This is a genomic window from Pseudomonas sp. PME37.24/025, from assembly GCF_055556615.1.
Genome location: NZ_JBVHNK010000152.1, coordinates 1 through 276, shown reverse-complemented (window position 1 = coordinate 276; position 276 = coordinate 1). Strand labels below are relative to the sequence as shown.

Below are 276 nucleotides of genomic sequence, written 5' to 3'. Positions count from 1 at the left end.
CTGGTCGGTCGCGGGCGCTCCAACGACGAGATCGCCGCGGATCTGTTCATCTCGCCGCACACCGCGAAGACCCACGTCAAGAACACGATGATCAAGCTGGGCGCGCACGACCGGGCGCAGCTCGTCATCGCGGCGTACGAGAGCGGGCTGGTCCAGCCGGGGCACTGAGTCGGCGCTCCGGCCGGACCACTGCTCAGCGCCTGGTCCAGCCGGGGCGCTGACTCGGCGCTCCGGCCGGACCGCCGCTCAGCGGGACGAGGCCACGGATTCGGGGGC

Annotated in this window: 1 protein-coding gene; it reads left to right on the top strand. The window is 72.1% G+C overall.

Features of this window, described 5'->3' with window-relative positions:
• On the top strand, nt 1-168 hold the full coding sequence (locus ACZ3HH_RS29875) for a response regulator transcription factor (RefSeq protein WP_465810171.1): 168 nt from the start codon (nt 1-3) through the stop codon (nt 166-168).
• Nucleotides 169-276 lie beyond the last annotated feature (108 nt).